Here is a 19063-nt window from a genome sequence, read left to right as displayed (position 1 = left end):
GTTTTTTATTATGTTGACACCGTCAAGATAAATATCAATTTTGACATTGTCAAGATTTGTCGCTTTAATCGCTGCATGACGACATCAAAGAAAAACTATCATCATGGTGATTTGACCACCTCATTACTTAGCGCAGCCTCACAGATCGTTAAAGAGCAAGGTGTTGAAAGTCTTAGTATGCGCAAATTAGCTGATCGAGTCGGCGTATCTCGTACCGCGCCCTATCATCATTTTAAAGACAAAAATGCTCTGCTGTGCGCATTGGCTGAGATGAGCTTTCGTGAACAAGAGCAACGCTTGCTGTTGTTACTGAACCAATCTCAATTGAGCGCACAAAACTCAAGACACGCCTTCGAACACTATGTAGCAAGCTATTTAGAATACGCTCTGGAGAACAGTGAAACTTACGATTTAATGTATGGCAGAACCCTGTGGAAAGCAGGAGAACCGAGTGAATCATTAAAAGCCGCCTCAAAGCAAACCTTTAAGACATGGTTAGAATGGGTAGCAGAATTACAAAAGGAAGCGGTTCTTCCCAGCGACAACACGCCCCTGAGAATCGGTCAAACCACGTGGGCGAGCCTGCATGGTTTGGCTCGCCTGTTCATTGATGGTATCTATTTAGACCAATCTGATTTAGTGCAAATGCGCGAACAAATGATCAAAAATCTCTGTGCGGGGAACTAACCCGCACTTAAATTGGCTCGTGTATTGGTCATAGATTGACTTCTGCGGATGCGCCTAATGTCCTGGTGGCTCAAATACAACAGAGGCAGAATCACGAATAAAGAGCCGATAAACACCGCCCAATCTGGGGTTTCACCGAACCACCACCAGCCAAGCAAAAAGGCAAAAATCAAACCGGAGTATTCCGCGCTGGTAACTTGGCTTGACGCCACATAACGATACCCAACCAAGCATGCCACGCTGTACGAAATAGAACACACCGATGATAGGGCGGCGAAGATGAGAATATCAGGGTCAAAGCTCGCTCCTTCCCACCATGCCAGTGCACCCGCCGATGGCAAGGCAAACAATTGAGTGATGCATAACCCATACATCATGCTCTGCTCTTGCGGTATTTTTTTGATCAACAGACTGTTTGCTGCTAACACCACGGCAAACAATATCGCGCTGATCATGCCAAAGGTGATCTCAGTAGGCCTTAAAATGATCAAGATACCCACAAAGCCCAGCAATGCCGCTGCGATCACATGAATGCTCAAACGTTCTTTGTAGAAAAAAGCCCCCAGCAACATGATAAAAATAGGCGCTGTATAAAATACCGCATTGGCGGTGGCAAGTGGCAAAGCGGCCAATGAAATCGTCAACAGCACACCAGCTAGTACCCATAAGTTACCACGTAAAAAATGCAGTTTAATGCCTATGAGCGCCGTTGATTTTTCCATTCGTTGATATTTAAACAAAGCGATTGGAAGCAAGATCATGCACATAAAAACGGCACGAAAAAACGTCAACTGAAACACAGCGACATCTGGGCCTGCCATTTTGATAAAAACATCGCACAAGGTGGCAAAAAAGCTGCCTAATACCAACACTAAAATAGCGCTGCTGACGGTACGACCTGACATTGTGACTCTCCTTCCTATTGCTTTAATTTGCGTGCAGTCTAGCCACTTCTTTTTATTAGATAAAATGATATATTTACATTTAGTATTAGTTATTTGGATAATAAAAATGCTCCCTCCTTTGAAAACATTACCCATCTTTGAAGCTGTTGCTCGCTTAAACAGCTTTTCCCTTGCGGCGTTAGAGTTAAACGTCAGTCAAAGCGCGATTTCGCACCAGATACGCCTGCTAGAAAATCATCTTGGGGAGAGCTTGTTTCACCGCCAAGGTCGACGTTTGGAGCTCACAAAGGAGGGAAAATACTACCTGGATTCCATCAGCCATTCTTTGGCGCAAATTGAAGACGCGACGAACCGAATGAAAGGGCAACAAAAAACCCAGATTCGCTTGGCGGTGTACAGCTCTTTTGCCGTGTATTGGTTGATTCCAAGGTTGCCCGACTTAAAGCACTTATACCCACACTTAGAACTGTGCATCGAAATGAGCCACAGCACGCCAGAATTGTCTGATCGCACGGCAGACTTTTTTATCACCGTCGATACAGAAAAACGTGGCTTTAAATTTGAGCCTTTTTATGTGGAAGAATTGTTTGCGGTCTGCAGCGTGCCTTTTTATGACATGATCAAAAGCAAGCTGGGGGTGACCACAGATCATGAATTATCAGAGGCCTTAAAAGAGTCACCTGATTTACTGGCTCAATTTCCACTGATCACTTCATACAGTATTTATGATCGCCACATTGAAGATTGGAAACGCTGGTTTGCTAACATGAACCTCCCCCTACCAGAGCAGATTCAATTCCATCGTTTCAGTCACCTTATGCTGGCTTATGAAGCGGCGAAGCACTCACTTGGCATCGCCTTGGTGAACGACTACATGATGAACGAAAAAAACGACGAAACGCCGCTGATTAAACTTCCCTGTCGCGCTTATAGAACCAATGTTCGCTTTAATCTTGCCTATAAAGAAAGCCGAAGGAACGAGGACGCCATCAGTCAACTTAATCAGTGGCTAACACAAGAAGCGCGCACCCTTCCAAAGCACGGTGCGCACTAGCACTGCTAACACAAACAATCGATTTATTTAAATACGATAGACTTATTGTTGTGCATGAAAACACGGTGTTCAAGGTGCATTTTCACTGCCGTCGCTAAAGCCACGGTTTCGGTATCACGACCCACGGCCACCAATCGTTCTGGGGAATAGGTATGATCCACAGGCTGCACAGATTGCGCGATGATTGGCCCCTCGTCCAGATCCGACGTTACATAATGAGCCGTTGCGCCGATCAGTTTTACCCCGCGCTCATGGGCTTGATGGTAAGGCTTCGCACCTTTAAAACCGGGCAAGAAAGAATGGTGAATATTGATCGCTCGACCATTCAGTTCGCGACATAAAGAATCGGACAAGATTTGCATGTAACGGGCAAGTACCACCAACTCAGTGCCTGTTTCGGCGATTATATCCAGTAGGGCAAGCTCTTGTTCACGTTTATTTTCTTTGGTGACAGGCAAGTGAACGAAACGAATGCCTTCTCGCTCTGCCATCGGACGTAGATCTTTGTGATTAGAAACCACTGCTACAATTTCCATGGGCAATTCACCTTTGCGATGGCGGTATAACAAATCGTCCAAGCAGTGATCAAACTTACTCACCATGAGCAACACCTTCACATGCTCATTGGTATCGTAGATGTTCCATGTCATGTTGAAGGACGTTACGTGTTCATCAAAATCGGCTTTGATCGAGTCAATGGTCTGCTCATCGCCTTCAATTCGACACACAGCACGCATGAAAAAACGTTGATTTTCTTCGTCATCGAACTGATGCATTTCAGAAATATAGCAATCATGCTCCGCCAAATACGTGGACACCGACGCCACAATACCACTGGTTGCATCACACGATGCTTTTAAAATGAACTCTTTAGAAGTCGACATACCATCCTCATTTATTCGTTACTGTTGTCTGTATATGGGTATTTATTCTCATCTTTTAAACGCCAACTTGTGGCGATCTAAGATCTTACTTTTGTTCTTTCTGGATCATAAAAAGGCAAACCAGTAACAATCGCTTTAATACGCTTTTGCTGTCCGTCTAGCTGGCCAATTTCTAGCTCTGTGCCGACTTCAGAAAAAGCAGGCGAAACTCTGCACATGGCTAATTGGCCTTTCAACAAAGGCGACACCATAGAGCTGGTGACTAGCCCAACAGGATAACGCCCATTGAATACTTGATCACCGTGGTGAACTAGGTCGTTACTTTCAAGCCGCAAGCCGACCAGCTTCTTTCTACTCGCTGGACTTTGCTGCTCAATAGCCGCGCGTCCGATAAAGTCCTCCTGCTGTGTTTTTAGCGGTGTGGTAAACCCAATGCCGGCCTCAAAAGGGTTGGTTTCAGGACAAAATTCATGCTCAGCAAAAATAAGTCCCGCTTCGATGCGCAGCATATCCAGAGCGTCAAACCCTAATGGCGCAATATCAAACGCTTGCCCTGCTTGCCAAATAGCGTCCCACACTTTTGTCGCGTGATCAGGATGACACCAAACCTCAAAACCCAACTCTCCGGTGTAACCCGTTCTTGACACCATGAGTGGGATACCGTCTGGACCACCCAATCGACCAATTAAAAAATGAAACCATTTAAGATCAACAAAATCTATCTGCGATTCCCGTGTCCAAATGAGCTTTTGCAACAGCTCTCGACTACGCGGACCTTGCACAGCAACATTATGAATTTGGTCGGTCGACTCTTGAATACTGACGTTAAAACCTCTTTTCTCGGCAAGTTCTCGCAGCCAAATCGCACCGTATGAATCACCGCACACCCAACGAAACGTTTGCTCGCCAAGACGAAATAAGGTGCCGTCGTCAATCATCCCACCTGTTTCATGGCACATGGCTGAATATACAATTTCGCCCACCGATACTCGGCGCACATTGCGAGTGAGCGCTAACTGCAAAAAATCTTCCGCATCTGGGCCACGTATTTCCAGTTTGCGCAGCGGGGATAAATCTATCATGGCCACACGTTCACGACAGGCAAGATATTCGGCTTTCGCCCCCCAATTATCATATTCTGATGCCACCCAGTATCCACGGTACTCGGTAAATTGTTTGGTTAATTGCGATGTACTAGGGTGAAAACCTGTTTGCTTGGTCATACGAGGTAGTTCCTCTGGAGTGAGTCTGTATCCAATTGCACGAGGAAAATCGTGCTCCGCGCCATAAATGCGAATGTGAATGTCTGTTGGGTTCCAGCCATTTGAAGGATCAATGTCATCCGGGCAGGCCGTCGACACACAGAGCATGTCTCGACTCGCGCGCACTAATACATAATCGCCCGCTCGAGAGTAAGGTTCGGCAAAACCAATCGCACCACACTGGCTAGCGACGGTATTGAAGAAAAAGTTAATAGCAGGCCAGCCAAAGCGCGATTTAACGCCGAATGGTTTGAGAACCCGATTGATGTTATCGGTGCAATTAGCGTGGCCAAAGTAACCACTTTCTTCATAAAACTTAGCATTGCAAGCGTACATAAAGGTATCATGACGACCTACCGTATCTTGAACCAGCTCCATCATATTTTGTTGATATGGGTCTGTGAATTTAGAATAAATACCAGGCAGCGGCGTGCTTCGTCCGGTGTCGCTTCGTGTTCCGACCTCATCTAATATGATTTCTTTGCCTTGCTGCAAAGCCTGGTAATCCAGTGCCACAAAATCAGAACATTGTCGTCCTTCTACATCGATAATTTGTATCCACTCACCGGCTTTTACTTGATAACTGACGGCATTACAGCGCGGAACGCGATACTCATTTTTCACCTCAGCTAAGGGAGCGGGTAAGTCATTGTTTCGATCACTTGACCCGTGTTTTACATACAGCTCAGTCACCGGTTGCTGTTCGTCAACTGGCATATTTTCGCCACAACACAACACAATAAGCGCGGTCGCTTGATCGAATATCATGTTGGGTAACTCATTGGCATCAAAACAGTAAGCGCTTTCAAGATGCGCATCAGTGATGCCCCATGATGACAGTTGAGTCGACAGTTGTTGCGCACTGGTTGATTGTTGGGCTAGCTGAGCACGAGCACGACTCGCTGGCGCGGTTGGGTGCTCGGTGAAACACGTAGGCAAAATGCTCTCTGGTATCAGCAGAATTTCACAGCCTTGCTGACGATCAGGGGAAGTGATCTCGATACATTCACCCTGCTTGATGGTCAGCCTTAAAGCTTCTTGACCCTGCACACGATACACTTGGTGGCGTTCTTTTGGTTCCATAAGCGCATTTTGCAGCTTATCCATGGTGACACTCCAAACAATAGACACGCTAAATAGAGATAGTTGCATTGATCATATACTGGACGATTCAAGTGCAACTCAGCTTAAAGAGAACACATTTGGTGCATTTCAATGATGCTTCAAAAAAAGCGCCGCCATATTCTCTACAGTGAAAAATTTTTACTTATAGTGTTTTTTTGTGCAATTGTCAGAAAGGGGTATTCCTTAGGGAGTAATCGATCAAAGGCCGCCAAGGTTGCAGTACATTGGCACACTCTCTGCTACTCATTTGAATCAATATGATTAGACTTTATTCTTAACCAAGTGTTCTAACAAATGGTCTTCAAAATTATGGCGAATTCTTTTTTATCTTGGTGGCATGGCCTTTCTTGGTGGTTCTTCAAACCGATCGTCCACAACCACAAACCCAGTGACGATGTCACCAGCTTGATTTTGGAATTGGCGGTGACCACCGATGTAGACGCTACGCTCAGGAACGCGTTGACCAATTGGCAAGTCATCATTAAAGAAACGCTAAATGGTGATCTCTATATTGTGTCGCCTTCTAGTAGAAAAGAGCACACCCAACTTCTACACGCTAATCAGCTCAATCCATCGCCGTCTCTGCTCCAAAAAGTGCGCTATCAATTAACTCACCATGCGGCTGATCGCCCTGCTCCATTATCAAATTCGCCTATGCATGTGCAGAAAATTCCTTGCCAAAATACCAAACAAAAGTTGAGTTCAAACGCTTGGTTGATCGTATGCTTTGATCAGGCCACACCATCCAAAGAAAAGATCGACGCTTGTTTACAACCCTTAGCGATAGCACTGGAAAAAGGGCTGACGATTTGGCAACAGCACCAAGTGAGCATTGAGCATGCTATTGATAAAACTCAGACCTCCCATGCGGCAGAGTTGCATGATACGCTGGCACAAACCTTAAGTTATCTTAGAATCAAATCTTGCCAACTAGCTGACCTTTGTGACGAGCAAACCAACCCAACAGCCAAAACCATCAGTGACGATATAGCCACCCAGGTGAAGCTAGCCTATCGTCAGTCTCGAGACCTAATTGCAACCTCTCGACTTAACTTACAAACAGGACAGCTTATTCCATCCATTTTAATCGCGGTGGAAGAATTCGAACAACGCTCCAGTATTGTCTTTGAAGTGGATAACCGCGTCAGCCATCACACCCACACCGCTGCCGACATTCAAGTGCTTTATATCATCCGAGAAGCCTTAAGCAATGTGGTACGCCACTCTGATGCGAGCCATGCTCGTCTCAAAATCACGCAATCCCCTCAGAATGACCTCATCATTAGAATTGAAGACAACGGCATAGGGATACCCAAAAACAACCAGCACAAAGGCCGCTTCGGTATGCTTATCATGCAAGAGCGAGCAGATAAAATACCGGCGCAACTGACTGTTACAGCGCGAAAAAACGGTGGCACTTCCGTAGAGCTCTTAATCAAAGGGTCAACATTGTGAGCGAGTTAACAGAATACCAAATAGCAAGCCAAGTCGTGGTTGTAGACGATCATCCTTTATTTCGTCGCGGTATCGTAGCGCTTTTAAACGACAGTCCGGCTTTTCGAGTCATTGCAGATTTTGATAACGGCCATGATTTTCTAGACACCATGGCGTCACTGACTATTGATCTGTTGCTCCTTGATCTTCACATGCCAAAATTGTCTGGCTTGGTATTGCTAAAAGAAGCTAAGGCGCGAAACAACGCTCTCAAAGTAGTCATTATTACCGCATCTGATGACAGTAATGAGCTTTTTGAAGCGATTACCTCTGGAGCCGATGGCTATTTGCTAAAAGATTCTGACCCAGATGATATTTTGCAAAAATTAGAATCCGTAATTCTTGGCAATATTGCTATTGATCCGGCTGGCGTCACCATGCTGGCAAGACATATTTCAGAGGCGGCTCCCGTTCTACAGACAACCTCCAGCACTGGCGATTTAACAGAAAGAGAACGACAGACACTTTTGTTAATAGCTAAAGGCATGAGCAATAAATTGATCGCCAGAGAACTGGGTATCAGCGATGGTACGGTGAAAGTTTACGTCAAAAATTTACTGCGCAAACTGAATCTTGGTTCACGTCTCGCATTGGCTGCTTGGGCACATAAAAATGCTGACTTTTCTTTGGAATAAATTAACTTTTGGTAAAGGCTTTTTTAATCAGACAACAAAACCATCTAGTTTTGGCTTTGAACCGGATCGTATTCTTGATAGCTTAACCGACGCTGTACTAATGCTAGATCAAGACTCGGTTATTCATTACAGTAATGATTATTGGAGACAACTCAGTGCTCAACATAAACTGAACGCCACAACTCGTTTTACCGCCTTTCTTCACCCAGACGATCATCAGAAATGGCAGCACGCCATTGATAGAATGACTCAACCCCAGCACTCAAAACACCACAGTGTATCCAAGCTGCTGATTCGGTTATTGGTCTCTGATGGGGACATAAAATGGTGCGAAATACACTTACAGCACTCATACAATACTTTTTTTGGCTCACTCACCGCTACACTCAGAGATGTCACGACTCGCATACAAAAAACTGAAATAGGTAAAGCCAATCATCGGAATTTGTCTGGTTTAGTTGACCGTATGCCCGCCATTTTGTATCGCGGAAGAAACAATCATAACTGGTCAATGGAATACATCAGTGAAGGTTGTAAAGCATTAACCGGCTATCAGCCTAGTCAGCTGATTAATCAACCACAATTATCTTTTGGTGACCTAATCCACCCAGAAGATGCCGAGAAAGTCTGGGGGAAAGTACAAGTCGCTTTACAAGAATGTCGTTACTTTGAGTTACATTACCGCCTTCTGCATGTTGATGGTCATTACTTGAATGTCATTGAAAAAGGCCAAGGTATTTATTCCGCAACAGGGGCTGTACTGAGTATTGAAGGGGTAATTATGGAGACGTTATGACGGTAAAATAACCGGAAAAATCGACACAATATTATCAGAAAACACATCATATTAACCCGTAAATTTAGACTACCCCTTTTGTTGTATTCTCTTTGAGGTGTTTAAGACACACTCATTTATTGTTACCCTTATGTTATTCCTCGAATCAGAGAATGAAATCGCAACCAACTTACCGTCGGAGAAAAGCATGAAAAAGCGTATTGCCATTATTGGCGCAGGCCCAAGTGGCTTAGCACAATTACGAGCCTTTCAATCAGCAGAAGCGAAAGGCGAAGCCATCCCTGAGCTTGTTTGTTTCGAAAAACAAAATGACTGGGGTGGGCAATGGAATTATACTTGGCGTACCGGATTGGATGAAAATGGAGAGCCTGTTCACAGCAGTATGTACCGCTATCTTTGGTCAAATGGGCCAAAAGAATGCCTTGAATTCGCAGACTATAGTTTCGAAGAGCATTTTGGCAAGCCCATAGCGTCATATCCTCCACGAGAAGTATTGTGGGACTACATTAAAGGTCGAGTTGAAAAAGCCGACGTCAGAAAATACATTCGCTTCAATACCCCTGTACACAATATAACCTTTGATGACACCACAAAGCAGTTTACTGTTACCGTACATGACAATAACAAAGACGTGGTGTATTCAGAAATATTTGATAACGTGATCGTTGCTTCTGGGCACTTTTCAACACCACGTGTGCCCTCTTTTGAAGGATTTGAAAGCTTTGGCGGTCGTATTCTTCATGCCCATGATTTCCGTGATGCACTTGAATTTAAAGACAAAAATTTATTGATCGTTGGCAGCAGCTACTCAGCGGAAGACATAGGGTCTCAGTGCTACAAATATGGCGCTAAATCGATCACATCTTGTTATCGCTCCGCCCCAATGGGTTATAAATGGCCTGAAAACTGGGAAGAAAAACCGCTTTTAACTAAGGTTGAGGGTGATATTGCACACTTTGTCGATGGTACAAGTAAGCAAATTGACGCCATCATTTTATGCACGGGTTACTTGCATCACTTCCCTTTCTTAGAAGAATCTCTACGCCTAAAAACAGATAACCGCCTATGGCCTCTTGATCTATATAAAGGCGTAGTGTGGGAAAACAATACGCAAATGTTTTATCTTGGTATGCAGGATCAATGGTATACATTCAATATGTTTGATGCTCAGGCTTGGTATGTGCGTGATATCATCATGGGTAAGATTGCCTTACCGACATCTAAACAAGACATGATTGATAATAGTCTGGCATGGCGTGAACGAGAATTAACGCTGGAAACAGCAGAAGAAATGTTCACTTTTCAAGGAGATTATATTCTTGAGCTTATTGAGGCTACAGACTATCCCACTTTTGATATCGAGGGTGTCCGTCAAACTTTCCTTGAATGGAAGCACCATAAGAAAGACGACATTATGAACTTTAGAAACTACTCTTATCGTTCATTAATGACAGGAACCATGTCACCACCTCATCATACACCTTGGATTGATGCGTTAGACGATTCCTTAGAAGCTTACTTATCCGACAAATGATTTAACTCCCTTCCAAAAGTGCTAAACCATCATTAAGAATTGGTTTAGCACTTTTCATTAAATAATTACAATCAAGGTCACTTAAATATCTCAATTTATTTCTTATCTATGGTTTAATAATAGGAATTATATTTACATTATTAGTCATTAATGAGGATAAATAAAATGCGTTTATTTGGCCCATCAAAACATTCCCTTAATAGTTTATTTGAAAAAATTGACTCACTTCTTCCTCCAGATTACCAAACCCAAAAACATGAAAAGCTAACTCTGTCTTATTTAGAAAAAAAGATACAACAGCTTTCTCAATATCAAAAAACAAAAGCAGAAGACGCTAATAAAAAAAACCTCATCGATAAACAGGAAAAAGAGCAGCGACTGAATGAAATTCGTTATTTAAAAGCACAACAACAAGAGCAAGAAAATAATAACACCAAGCTACAGCATCAAATTCAAACCTTGATTCAAGAACAGGCTCGTTTATCTGAGCAGTATCGTATTAGTACGCAAAACCAAAACGCTTGGACGCTGGCACAGACTGTTATCTCTGAGGGGTACTGGGATCTTAGCGTCATTAATGGTGACCCCGATCACGAAGATAACGTCATTACTTGGTCGTCTAAATTTCGCGAACTTATTGGTTATAACGAGGCAGAATTTCCCAATGGCTGGGATAGCTACTTTGCCGTAGCTCACCCCGATGACCTTGATGCAACCATGACTGCTTTCGGTCAACTCATGCAAAGTGATGACTCTAATTATCAATATGTCACGGAATACCGTATGAAACACAAAGCTGGCCACTATATTTGGTTCAGAGAGTGCGGTGCTTGCCTTCGTGATAAAAACGGTGTTTTACTGAGAGTCGTTGGTAGTGCACGGGATATTTCTACCGAGAAAAAAGCCGAAGTAGCTCAGCAACAAGAATACACAAACATGCAAACTAACTACCAAGAAATATCCCATATAGTTGAAGTCATCACCCATATATCGAGCAGTACAAATTTACTCGCGTTGAACGCCGCCATTGAAGCTGCCCGAGCCGGTGACGCAGGTCGAGGCTTTGCTGTTGTAGCTCACGAGGTCAAAAAACTGGCTTTGCAAACTCAAGAGGCCACACAAAAAATTCAAACCATGTTAGATAACAGTCAAAAAAATCTAAGCAAATAAATCACTTAACGATATTAGAGATAAAAAAAGGCCTCATATGAGGCCTTTTTTGTATCTATCTATACTCTTATAATAAAACACTCTTATTTATAATCAATATAGGTTTTATTTTCATGAACAACACTGGCAACAATGATGCCAAGGGTTGCTAATATCGATAATGTTAAAATAATAGAAATGGCCGTTGGGTTATTCGCAAACGTAAAGTAAGCCGCTACCCCTTCCCATGATGTAATTGGACTTGCATTCATATAGTTCTCCTTATTAAGCGGTAACTGTTGAAGTTGGTTCTGTAGGTGCAGAAGTTGGTGTTAACGTATTGTTTTTAGATGAAGGATTAGATTCAGGGTACGCTTCTAATGGAACTTCTACTAAATCAAGACCTGCCACTTCAGCTTTAGGCGGTACTCGTAACATGCCCATTTTCGCCATTACATACGACAACCCAAATCCAGGAACAAAACCAAGAAGCGCCATAACTACTGCACTCATTAATTGTCCTGAGAAAGAAATATTTGGCGTTCCTTCTGCAATATTAGGAAAACCGCTGAATATACCTAATGCCACAAGACCGATAAAACCACCCATACCATGGACAGCAAATGCGCCAACCGCGTCATCTAACTTAAATCGTTTCGTTAGGAAGCGATCTGTTAATGGGGCAATCATACTGGCAATCAAAGCGATTAAGAAAGCAAGGGGTGGGTAATATAGATCCAAGCCTGGAGCACAAGACACAACACCGACCAAAGCACCGGACATCATCCAAAATGGTTGACGCGTAATAAAGTAAGCACCAATAATACCGCCAGACGCCGCCATTAGTGTATTGAAGCTAACTGCAGACAACGTAACCGGTGTACCGAAAATCGTTGTCCATTCACCGCTGCCGTTATAAATCATACAGCCGCCAAGGAAACCAAAGAAACCAACAATAATAAGCATCAGACCGATTACTGTCATGGGCATATTGTGCCCTTTGATATCAACCGGGGTACCATCTTCAGCGAAGCGCCCAATTCGAGCCCCTAGATTCATGGTGACACCTAATGCAAAGAAACCGGCCACCATATGAACACAACCAGCCGCACCAAAGTCATGGAAACCCCATTCTGTGGTTAACCAACCATCTGGGTGCCATCCCCAAGATGCACCTAAAATCCAAACAACTGAGCCAAGGATAATAGCTAACACAAGAAAAGAGCTCATTCTGATACGCTCAATGACGGCACCAGAAAAAACCGATGCTGTGGTCGCAGCAAATAGCACAAATGCACCCCAGAATATACCACTGGCGTGATCAGACATATTAGGACCCATCGATGTCGACCAAGGCAAACCACCGGCCCCTGCTGCGAAATCTGGCGTAAAGCCATTGTACATAGCTAGGTAGATCCACCAACCGAAAAAGAAGAAGGTAGGAATAATAAAGGCAAAAGCCAGAATATTTTTAACACCAGATGCGAGCGTATTTTTTAATCGTGACGCTCCCATTTCATAAGCTAAAAACCCCACATGGATAATGACCATAAAGGCGGTACACCACCAATAAAAGACTTCCATATTAATTGTTGTTGTCGTCTCTATGAGAGCTTGCAACTGTTCGATTGTTGGAGCTGTTGGTTCCATTACACATACCTCTTAAGCAATTGTTTGTAGGTTTTTGTGTTGCTGATCTGTTTCTTCTTAACTGGAAATTATTAAATAAAAATTCATATCAGTAATTTTTATTTCTTTTAAAGAATAGCATTTTTTATGCCAATTATAAAAAGTCACAATAAATCAAACACTTAAAAGTAAAACGATGCCATGACTTTTAAATAAAGGAAAAAATACTTAATTAATGGTCCATTATGGACAAATTAATGACCACTCGCCTTCAAGCCTGCCCGTATTGTGTGCTTTATAATCAAGCGAGTTTTTTAGGACGAAAAAAAACCGCCCTAATAAAGACGGTCGATAAGCAACAGTTAATTCGTATATCTCAATACAGTTAGCGGTCAAACTGTGCAAGATAGTCGACAACAAGATGGTGATAACGAGTCAGGCCTTTATAGTCAATCAGTGGCTGAGGTAAGGTTTTCATTGCTCGGTGCATACGCTTCGCCCATTCGGGATTCGTCGCAATGTCTTCTAAGCTAATGAGATAAGTACGAATAACGAACAAGAGTGCATTACTGCGTGGCATGCGGTCCATAATCTGTAACTCGACTCGCAGATACACTTTTTGAGCCACATTCTCTGCGGTTACCGTGGTTCGTTCATGCCCCCAATCTGGATACTTTTCAGGCGACGTATCCATTCGTGCGTTCACTGTTAATGTCCAATTGAGACGTCGAGCAGGACTACCAATAGGAATAGCAGTCAGATATTTTAATGCTCTATCGAAAATACCAGCACTGTGCGCCATGGGAACTGGCCCATGCCACTCGCTAAAACTCATGCCGGCGTCAAACGCCAGTGACCAGTCGGCAGGACAGGTAATCATGCCGGCATCCATGAACAGATCGTTATCGCGCTGATCAAGCAAAGCAAAATCGCCCTGTACCTGACGCCCCATATAGTCCAAAGGCGACATTGGTAACGTGCTTTCATCACCAAAAACAAAGTCTTGCTGAATATCGAGTAACGTATTTTCCCAATGCCATTGGTCTTTATCACGACGTAAAGAGAAATACTGAGGGTAGTCGGTTGATAGAGACACCATCATTCTTTCAAGAAAATCCCAGCCCGCCAATGCCATGTGACCCATAGACAAACAGCGTCGCGGATTCTCTTCTAACACAATGGCTCTTTCCGCCATCTCAGAAAGATAATGCTCGTCAATATCAATAAAATGTTCATAGATAGAATCGGTTCCGCCTTTGGGCGTGTGCGATTCGATGTTTACCGAGTAACGATATTCGTCTTCAACAAAAGGAAACGGAAAGCGCTCTATTGCTTCGTCACTGTTACTGTAAGTGAAATCATCTCGGAAACTTTGAACTGGTTTTGGTGCTACTCGCATGACCTGTTTACTCCTAAATATCTAAGATAATTCGTTCGCTGTTGGCACGAGAGACACAAGGCATGACCATGGCACCCAGTGACTTTTCGCTATCGGATAAATAATTATCTCTATGATCCAAATCACCTTGTTCAACAGCACAGCTACATTGCCCACAGACGCCAGCACGACATAAGTTGGGAATAGCCAGTCCAGCCGTTTCCAATGCTTCCAACATGGTGTCTTGCTCACCAACTTGAACAACCTGACCGGTTGATTTAATTTCCACTTTAAAAGGTGTGCCTGGCTTTGGCGCCGCAAAGGCTTCAGAATGAATAACAGACAGAGGAATGCCTAACTCAATGGCGGCTTGCTCAACCCCTTCAACCAGCTTTTCGGGTCCACAAATGTATACATGTGTCCCCAATGGCTGACACTTCAAAACCTCTTTTATATCACATCGTTGCTCTTTATCAGCATCGTAAATGAACAGTGTCGTTTTCAACTCTTGCTGTAGAACCTCTTGGTATGCGCCGGTTTGTAATCCTCTGAACATATAGTGCAATTCACAGTTCACTCCCTGTCTAAGAAACTCAGGAATGTAAGACATAAAAGGCGTAATACCCACTCCGCCGGCAAATATCAGATGTTTCTTTGCATGCCACAATGGTGCAAATAAATTCATCGGAGGTGTAACGGACAACACATCCCCTTCTTTTACTGATTGATGCATATAAACAGAGCCACCACGAGACTCATCTTGCAAGCGCACTGCAATTCGATATTCGCTAGAATCCAACGCGTCATTTAACAGTGAATAGGCATTACGGTAAGTTTTCTCCTGCCCTTGCATTTCTACCATGACATGAGAACCAGGAGAAAACTCAGGCAAAGTTCGGTTTACACCGACAAGAGTGAATTCCTTAATTTTAGGGGCAACATCAACGATTCGAGTTACCTTGACTTGTATTTTATCGGCACTCATCACGTCAACTCCTGCACTTGGGGAACATCATTTGGGTCTTCAGCGTTTACCTGATAACAGAAGTACGCTGCGTGGCGTTTTGAAAAGTGATCACTCACATGCAATAAGCGGCCACAACCTGAACAAGGCGCAACGGTTGTTGTTACATCGTCTGTCACACTAAAACAATGCGTACAAAACAGGCTTCGCTTATTACTAACGGGGGATTGCATATTTATCTGCTCTGCAACCATCCCCTGTGCTAAAAACATACCGTATAGTCGCCACATAAAAGGCTCAGAACCTTCTAAATAAACTCGACTTCTTAGCGTCATTGGCTTTACAAGTGATGGTAAAGAACCAAGAAAATCGCTTATTTTTTGGAATTTTATTGGTTTTTCAGCCACACCATCGACAGCGATATCAGTATCATCTGATGTGATACACAGAGCAGTCTTAGCTGGGCATTTGCTTTTTAAATACAAGGATTGCATCTGCTCTGACATAAGGTTTTCACAAATGAAAACATCATTGTCGGAACAGGAATCAATAATAATGGGAGCGTAAACAGGTCGACTTGTCACTGCTGATGGCGCTTCGGACTGCATGATCATCCTCCTCTTCATAACATGATCGAACGATAAAATAGAAAGTCATCGTCTATTGGCTGTCATTCACAGCCAATAGCGTGAAGAAATACCACTCCGCAAAATTACCCTTTCACGGTGCGCTTTTTCTTATCTGGATCATCAAATGGCAAGTTATGAGCAATTGCAGGTACATTTAGACTGCCTTTCACCTCTAGAACTTTACCTTGCTCAGCGTAATCTATATCAAAACGAGCGATGGCCATCGATTTCTTAGTCAACCCTGAGTACATCCCACAGGTAATTAAGCCAACTTGCTTTCCATCTGCCCAGACAGTATCGCCAGCTTGAGAAGCCGTAGAGCCTTCTAACAACACACCGAATATTTTAAAACGCTCTTTATTTTTTAAGCGAAAATGCTCGGTTGCACCACGGAACTCTGTTTTATCTTTGGACACAGTAAAGTCCAAACCAAGCTCCCATAACGTATCGCCAGCAGGTTCATCTTCAAAAGCAAATGTTTCAGAATTATCATCAGGGAAGAAAAGAAGAGAACTTTCAACACGAAGCATGTCCAACGCCATAAAAGCACATGGAATAATGCCAAAAGAGGCACCTTTTTCTAGAATCGTATCCCAAAGAAGACCAACATCCGCCGTCTTGCAGAAAATCTCATAGCCGCGCTCACCCGTATAACCTGTTCGAGAAATCATCACAGGGCAACCAAATAAACGCGTTTGCGTGTGATGAAAGTAAGGTAAGTCACGAATGCCCTCGACGTGTTCTGCAAGAAAGTCTACTGCAGCAGGGCCTTGCAAAGAAATATCGTGCATATCATCATCAAACAACACTGCTACCTGTCGACCTTGAGCAGACCGAATCAGCATTTCATAACCTGTACCTGCACCATGAACCACCATAAAAGCATTAGGTCCAGTGCGATAAACAATACAATCGTCAATAAACTTGCCGCTCTCGTTTAACATGGACGCATAAACGGATTTGCCTGGATATAACTTAGATATGTCGCGTGTCGTCGCGTAATCAAGCAGGCTCTCAGCATGAGGCCCTACATAATGAACTTTCTTTAGCCCTGAAACATCCATCAAACCTGCTTTCGTTCTGATTGCCTCATGTGAAGCAGCAAGATCAGTGTTATAAGTCCACGCTGTACCCATGCCATTCCAATCTTCAAGATTAGACCCTAGCTGTCGGTGTCTCTCTGCTAATGCTGAATAACGCCAAGATGTTGCCATGTTCTGCTCCCTGTATTGTTTAAAAATTCACAACTAAACCAGATCGATAGACTTCAAGCCCACGAAACTGAAATTTCATTACACTCGTAATACCTTCAATAAGCACAAAAGAGTTACCTAAAAGGAATATTAATTTCTTTATAAGAAAGCAAAAACTCTGCCAAATTCATTCTTTAAGAGAAATTAAAATTCTTTAAAATTAAGAGACTGAAAAATATGATTTTTTTAAACTTTAAAAAATCAATAGTGATGTAAATTTGATAGGAAAGAGAAAAAACGCACCGGACTACGGCCATTCGCCCTGAATTGATGCGAAATAATGCGGTTTTTAGTGAGCCATGCTAACTTCACATTAGAATATAAAGACAGAATAACGTGATTGAGGGGAAATAAAAAAATAAGAAGTTATGAAATTTATTGTCATAACTTCTAGAAAATAAGAAAAGAAAAATGGCTAGGTCTCGCCTATAAGCTGCAAACCTACAATACCGCCAACTATCATTAACAAACACGCAATGCGAGCAATGCCTGCAGGCTCTCCCATAAACAGCATACCAATAACAACCAACGAAGTTGCTCCTATCCCAGTCCAAACAGCATAAGCCATGCCGACGGGAATGGTCCTCATGGCCAAGGAAAGTAGAAATAAACTTACTATGATTAATACAACGCTAATTACTGAAGGCCAAAATTTTGTAAAACCATTACTCTGCTTCAAACCAATTGCCCACATGCACTCAAGCACACCTGCAATCAACAAATACATCCATGACATACGCAACCCCAACTTCAAAAATGAGTAAAGATCAGAGCTGATACAAAAAATATGCCTACTTTAACCAACACTAAGATATTCCTCCCCTCATAGGTTCATTAAAAATTAAAATTAATGTGGACAAAAAGGTCAAATATCATGCAAAAAGGTATTGTATTTGATGTTTTATTGTACTAAATTATTTCTAGACAGAGGGCAAAGGGATTTGCGATTCCCCCAGGACGGGGGCTCTGTCCACTTTTCATGATGAACCCGAGCTGCATGGATGCAGCGGAAAACCTCCCTTGCACGACCAAACTGCTCTCATCGCACTTAAATAATCTTATTTGTTTAATATACCTACGCATCAAATCAGGTCAATAAGCCTCTGACACTGACGCAATTGGAACAACCCAGCTAGCGTGCCTCTTGTTATGTCATTTACTTGCGCCTGCCTCATTCCTCAAGGTCATATGAGACAACCACTGCCGAGCTTCTTGTAATGTCATTTACTTGCGCCTGTCTCGTGCCTCGACGCGTCAGCCTAAATAACACAACAAGAAACTCGTTCATAAGAATCACATCGAAAACAGAATCATTGAGAAATTACACCTATGACAACAGAAACGTCTCTGCTCTGAGGCCTTGCGCCGACACAGATGGAACCACCCATCTCATCTGATAAGCCTCTTACTCTGCCAGTGACGCCGACGCGTCGAGGCACGAGACAGGCGCCAGTCAATGGCTGAGCAAGAGGCGAGTTACCTGCATAGGATTATTTCAGGCATAAAAAAACCCCACACAGCGTTGGCTATGTGGGGCTTCTTAGTATTTAAAGCTTGAGACAACCTAATGTCACATGCTTGTCTGCAATAAAAAACCCCACACAGCGCTGGCTATGTGGGGCTTCTAGTGTTTAAAGCTTGACGACGACCTACTCTCACATGGGATCTCCCACACTACCATCGGC

General features: G+C 43.2%; 17 protein-coding genes. 7 read left to right on the top strand and 10 right to left on the bottom strand.

Annotation, left to right across the window (positions count from 1 at the left end; translation table 11 throughout):
* The first annotated feature begins 75 nt into the window (after positions 1-75).
* Complete coding sequence (locus J9B83_RS04750) at positions 76-687, top strand: TetR/AcrR family transcriptional regulator (RefSeq protein WP_211535596.1); 612 nt, start codon at positions 76-78, stop codon at positions 685-687.
* Here the strand turns inward: J9B83_RS04750 and J9B83_RS04745 are convergent.
* Complete coding sequence (locus tag J9B83_RS04745; RefSeq protein WP_211535595.1) at positions 684-1592, bottom strand: DMT family transporter; 909 nt, start codon at positions 1590-1592, stop codon at positions 684-686. The two genes, J9B83_RS04750 and J9B83_RS04745, sit on opposite strands and share 4 nt — an antisense overlap.
* Positions 1593-1698: 106 nt before the next feature.
* Between J9B83_RS04745 and J9B83_RS04740 the strand changes: the two genes are divergently transcribed.
* Positions 1699-2646 carry a LysR family transcriptional regulator gene (locus J9B83_RS04740; protein ID WP_211535594.1) on the top strand — a complete coding sequence of 316 codons (948 nt, stop codon included), beginning with the start codon at positions 1699-1701 and terminating at the stop codon, positions 2644-2646.
* A 23-nt stretch (positions 2647-2669) separates the two neighbouring features.
* On the opposite strand, the gene purU is transcribed toward J9B83_RS04740, so the two are convergent.
* Together purU and J9B83_RS04730 are read right to left on the bottom strand one after the other, a co-directional pair.
* The gene (purU, locus tag J9B83_RS04735; RefSeq protein WP_211535593.1) at positions 2670-3530 is read right to left on the bottom strand and encodes a formyltetrahydrofolate deformylase; all 861 of its coding nucleotides are present in this window, start codon (positions 3528-3530) and stop codon (positions 2670-2672) included.
* Positions 3531-3607: 77 nt separating this feature from the next.
* A complete protein-coding gene (locus J9B83_RS04730) occupies positions 3608-5899 on the bottom strand; it encodes a DUF1989 domain-containing protein (protein WP_236037119.1) in 2292 nt (763 codons plus the stop codon).
* Positions 5900-6226: 327 nt separating this feature from the next.
* Between J9B83_RS04730 and J9B83_RS04725 the strand changes: the two genes are divergently transcribed.
* The 5 genes from J9B83_RS04725 (at position 6227) to J9B83_RS04705 (ending at position 11546) form a co-directional block, all read left to right on the top strand.
* A complete protein-coding gene (locus J9B83_RS04725) occupies positions 6227-7372 on the top strand; it encodes a sensor histidine kinase (RefSeq protein ID WP_211535592.1) in 1146 nt (381 codons plus the stop codon).
* Complete coding sequence (locus J9B83_RS15995) at positions 7369-8046, top strand: response regulator transcription factor (protein ID WP_328797695.1); 678 nt, start codon at positions 7369-7371, stop codon at positions 8044-8046. Before J9B83_RS04725 ends, J9B83_RS15995 begins: the two co-directional genes overlap by 4 nt.
* Positions 8024-8842, top strand: coding sequence for a PAS domain-containing protein (locus J9B83_RS04715; RefSeq protein WP_211535591.1), 819 nt, complete (start codon positions 8024-8026; stop codon positions 8840-8842). The genes J9B83_RS15995 and J9B83_RS04715 overlap by 23 nt, the downstream gene beginning before the upstream one ends.
* A 187-nt stretch (positions 8843-9029) precedes the next feature.
* On the top strand, positions 9030-10376 hold the full coding sequence (locus tag J9B83_RS04710) for an NAD(P)-binding domain-containing protein (protein WP_211535590.1): 1347 nt from the start codon (positions 9030-9032) through the stop codon (positions 10374-10376).
* Positions 10377-10541: 165 nt separating this feature from the next.
* Entirely contained in the window at positions 10542-11546 is a 1005-nt protein-coding gene (locus tag J9B83_RS04705; RefSeq protein WP_328797694.1) for a methyl-accepting chemotaxis protein, read from the top strand.
* Positions 11547-11629: 83 nt separating this feature from the next.
* Here the strand turns inward: J9B83_RS04705 and J9B83_RS04700 are convergent, their stop codons facing one another.
* From J9B83_RS04700 to J9B83_RS04670, 7 genes are all read right to left on the bottom strand, one after another.
* A complete protein-coding gene (locus tag J9B83_RS04700; RefSeq protein ID WP_211535588.1) occupies positions 11630-11797 on the bottom strand; it encodes a hypothetical protein in 168 nt (55 codons plus the stop codon).
* Between the two features lie 13 nt (positions 11798-11810).
* Positions 11811-13175, bottom strand: a complete 1365-nt coding sequence (locus J9B83_RS04695) for an ammonium transporter (protein ID WP_211535587.1) — start codon at positions 13173-13175, stop codon at positions 11811-11813.
* 364 nt (positions 13176-13539) lie between these two features.
* Positions 13540-14553, bottom strand: coding sequence for a heme-dependent oxidative N-demethylase family protein (locus J9B83_RS04690; RefSeq protein ID WP_211535586.1), 1014 nt, complete (start codon positions 14551-14553; stop codon positions 13540-13542).
* Positions 14554-14566: 13 nt separating this feature from the next.
* The gene (locus J9B83_RS04685) at positions 14567-15517 is read right to left on the bottom strand and encodes a PDR/VanB family oxidoreductase (protein WP_211535585.1); all 951 of its coding nucleotides are present in this window, start codon (positions 15515-15517) and stop codon (positions 14567-14569) included.
* Complete coding sequence (locus J9B83_RS04680; protein WP_211535584.1) at positions 15517-16104, bottom strand: dimethylamine monooxygenase subunit DmmA family protein; 588 nt, start codon at positions 16102-16104, stop codon at positions 15517-15519. The genes J9B83_RS04685 and J9B83_RS04680 overlap by 1 nt, the downstream gene beginning before the upstream one ends.
* A 104-nt stretch (positions 16105-16208) precedes the next feature.
* A complete protein-coding gene (locus tag J9B83_RS04675; RefSeq protein ID WP_211535583.1) occupies positions 16209-17339 on the bottom strand; it encodes an aminomethyltransferase family protein in 1131 nt (376 codons plus the stop codon).
* Between the two features lie 454 nt (positions 17340-17793).
* Entirely contained in the window at positions 17794-18114 is a 321-nt protein-coding gene (locus J9B83_RS04670) for a DMT family transporter (protein ID WP_211535582.1), read from the bottom strand.
* Positions 18115-19063: the final 949 nt, after the last annotated feature.

It is taken from the genome of Marinomonas vulgaris, assembly GCF_018145875.1.
Taxonomy (GTDB): domain Bacteria; phylum Pseudomonadota; class Gammaproteobacteria; order Pseudomonadales; family Marinomonadaceae; genus Marinomonas; species Marinomonas vulgaris.
This window is presented reverse-complemented; position numbering and strand designations above follow the sequence as displayed.